Origin of the sequence: Pseudomonas sp. Sample_10 (assembly GCF_004321495.1) — a bacterium.
Taxonomy (GTDB): Bacteria; Pseudomonadota; Gammaproteobacteria; order Pseudomonadales; family Pseudomonadaceae; genus Aquipseudomonas.
Map to the genome: position 1 here is coordinate 1 of NZ_RCOE01000037.1, position 2742 is coordinate 2742.

The 2742-nt window shown below is 62.3% G+C and carries 3 protein-coding genes; all 3 read right to left on the reverse strand.

The genetic code is table 11. The features are described from left to right. Positions 1-242 precede the first annotated feature (242 nt). The gene (gene hemL, locus D8U18_RS03355) at positions 243-1526 is read right to left on the reverse strand and encodes a glutamate-1-semialdehyde 2,1-aminomutase (protein WP_056855788.1); all 1284 of its coding nucleotides are present in this window, start codon (positions 1524-1526) and stop codon (positions 243-245) included. 15 nt (positions 1527-1541) lie between these two features. Beyond that, positions 1542-2165: a thiamine phosphate synthase gene (gene thiE, locus D8U18_RS03360; RefSeq protein ID WP_056855787.1), complete on the reverse strand. Its 624-nt coding sequence runs from the start codon at positions 2163-2165 to the stop codon at positions 1542-1544. Positions 2166-2197: 32 nt separating this feature from the next. Then, positions 2198-2742: bifunctional hydroxymethylpyrimidine kinase/phosphomethylpyrimidine kinase (locus D8U18_RS03365; RefSeq protein ID WP_177434980.1), on the reverse strand; the 545-nt coding region annotated here is incomplete at its 5' end.

Genomic DNA, 2742 nt, shown 5'->3' on the forward strand with positions numbered 1-2742 from the left:
GCGGCCGGTGCGGTTCATGGGAATCGACTTACCTCTGAAGGGCGCGCGGACCCATCGAGGGGATCCAATAAGCGCGCATTATGAAATAAGCAGGGCCAACCTTACAAAGTCTTTACTCGTTTTTCTGCTGCGCGGGGAATATATCGCCCACTTGCGGGGGATTATTAGCAGATGAGCAGGCAAAAGGGCAGGAGTGCAGGTGAAAGCTGACGCCGGCATTGGCCGGCGTCAGTACGACAATGTTACTTCAACGCAGCAAATGCGCGCTCGGCGGCATCCAGTGTCAGCTTCAATTCGGTTTCGCCGTGGGCGATCGAGGTGAAGCCTGCTTCGAAGGCGCTCGGCGCCAGGTACACGCCACCTTCGAGCATCAGATGGAAGAAGCGGCCGAACAGGGCGGCGTCGCTGGCCATCACGTCATCGAAGGTCACGATGTCGTCGGCGCCGCTGAAGTACAGACCGAACATGCCACCGGCCTGGGTGGTCACGAACGGAATCCCCGCGGCATCGGCGCGCACTTGCAGGCCATCGAGCAGGCGCGTGGTGTAATCGGTCAGCTCGGCGTGGAAGCCCGGGCGGCTGATCAGGCGCAGGGTCGTAAGACCTGCCGCCATCGCCAGCGGGTTACCCGACAGCGTGCCTGCCTGGTAAACCGGGCCGAGCGGAGCAATGCGCGACATGATCTCGCGCTTGCCGCCAAAGCAACCCACGGGCATGCCGCCACCGATGATCTTGCCGAAGGTGGTCAGGTCCGGCGTCACGCCGTAGTAAGCCTGGGCACCCCCGAGGGCGACGCGGAAACCGGTCATCACTTCGTCGAAGATCAGCACTACGCCGTGCTTGTCGCACAGGCTGCGCAGGCCTTCGAGGAAGCCCGGAGCCGGAGGCACGCAGTTCATGTTGCCGGCCACAGGCTCGACGATGATGCACGCCACGTCCTGGCCGACTTCGGCGAGCATGGCCTCAACGGCATCGATGTCGTTGAACGGCAGGGTCAGGGTGTGTTTGGCGAACGCTGCCGGCACACCGGCCGAGCTCGGCACGCCTTGAGTCAATGCGCCGGAACCGGCCTTGACCAGCAGGCTGTCGGAGTGGCCGTGGTAGCAGCCTTCGAATTTGATGATGCTGTCACGACCGGTAAAACCACGGGCCAGACGAATCGCACTCATGGTCGCTTCGGTGCCGGAGCTGACCATGCGCACCATTTCCATCGACGGCACAAGGGAGCAGACCAGATCAGCCATCTGGGTTTCCATCTCGGTCGGCGCGCCATAGGACAAGCCGTGCTCCAGTTGCTTGCGCACTGCGTCGAGCACGTCCGGGTGGCTGTGGCCGAGAATCATCGGCCCCCAGGAACCAACGTAATCGACATAACGCTTGTCGTCTTCATCCGTGACGTAGGCACCTTCGGCGTGTTTGAAGAACAGCGGCGTGCCGCCGACGCTCTTGAACGCGCGAACCGGCGAGTTCACGCCACCGGGAATGTGTTTCTGGGCATTGGCAAACAGGGTTTCGGAACGAGACATGTCTGGACTCTCAAATCAGATTTTCAGTAATTCATTGAATGCGCGGGCGCGGCGGGTCACTTCAGCCGTGCTTGCCGCGCCGAACAGGCCATGCACTACGGCCAGCAGATCAGCCCCGTGGGCCACCAGCGGAGCAGCGTTTTCCAGGGTGATCCCGCCGATCGCGCAGATCGGCAGATGCAGTTGCTTGCGGGCCTGGTCGAGCAGGTCGAGGCTGCAGGTCGGTGCGCCGGGTTTGGTGTTGGAGTTGAAGAAGCGGCCGAAGGCGACGTAACTGGCGCCCTCTTTTGTGGCTTGCTCGGCCAATTCGATTTGCGCGTGACAGGTCGAGCCGATGATCGCTTTGGAGCCGAGCAATGCGCGGGTCGGCGACAACGGGCCATCGGTCTGGCCCAGATGCACGCCGACGTTCAGGCGAGCGGCCAGTTCGGCATCGTCATTGATGATCAGCCGGGTCTTGTAGCGTTCGCACAGGCTGCGCAAGGCTTCAGCCTCGCGCAGGCGGCGGGCCTCGTCGTTGCTCTTGTCGCGGTACTGCAGCAAGGTGACGCCGCCTTCCAGCGCCGCCTCCACGTACTCAAGCAATTTACCGCGCAGAAGATCGCTGTCGGTAATGGCGTACAGGCCACGTAGTTTCATCAGGCAAGCCTCAGCGCAGTACTCATTGAAAGTTACGAACAAAAATCCAGTGGCAAGCGACGCGGCACAAACTGTCCTTTACCCAACTGCTCGGCATCACGCAGGGTGCGCCATGTGTAGTTAAGCGCGGTCTGTACGGCACTCGCGAGGTTTTCGCCCTGCGCCAGACGACCGGCAAGGGCGCTGGCCAGGGTGCAGCCGGAACCGTGATAACTGCCCGGCAGACGCTGGCAGGTGTAGGTTTCGCGCAGACCGTCGCGGGTGTACAGGCGATTGTGGATTTCAGTTTCGTCGCCATGACCGCCGGTGATCAGCAGGTGTTTGACGAACGGCAGCAATTTCTCAGCGCACTGGTCCGCGGTGCCTTCAGGCAGTTCGGCGAGGATGCGGGCTTCGGGAAGGTTAGGGGTGGCGATGATCGACAGCGGCAGCAGGCGTTCGCGCATGGCGTAGCCGACTTCATCCTTGCCCAGTCGTCCGCCGCCGCCGGCGCGCAACACCGGGTCGCAGACCACTGGCAGGTGCGGGTGCGCTGAAAGCAGTTCGACCACGGTGTCGACCATTTCCAGGGAACCGA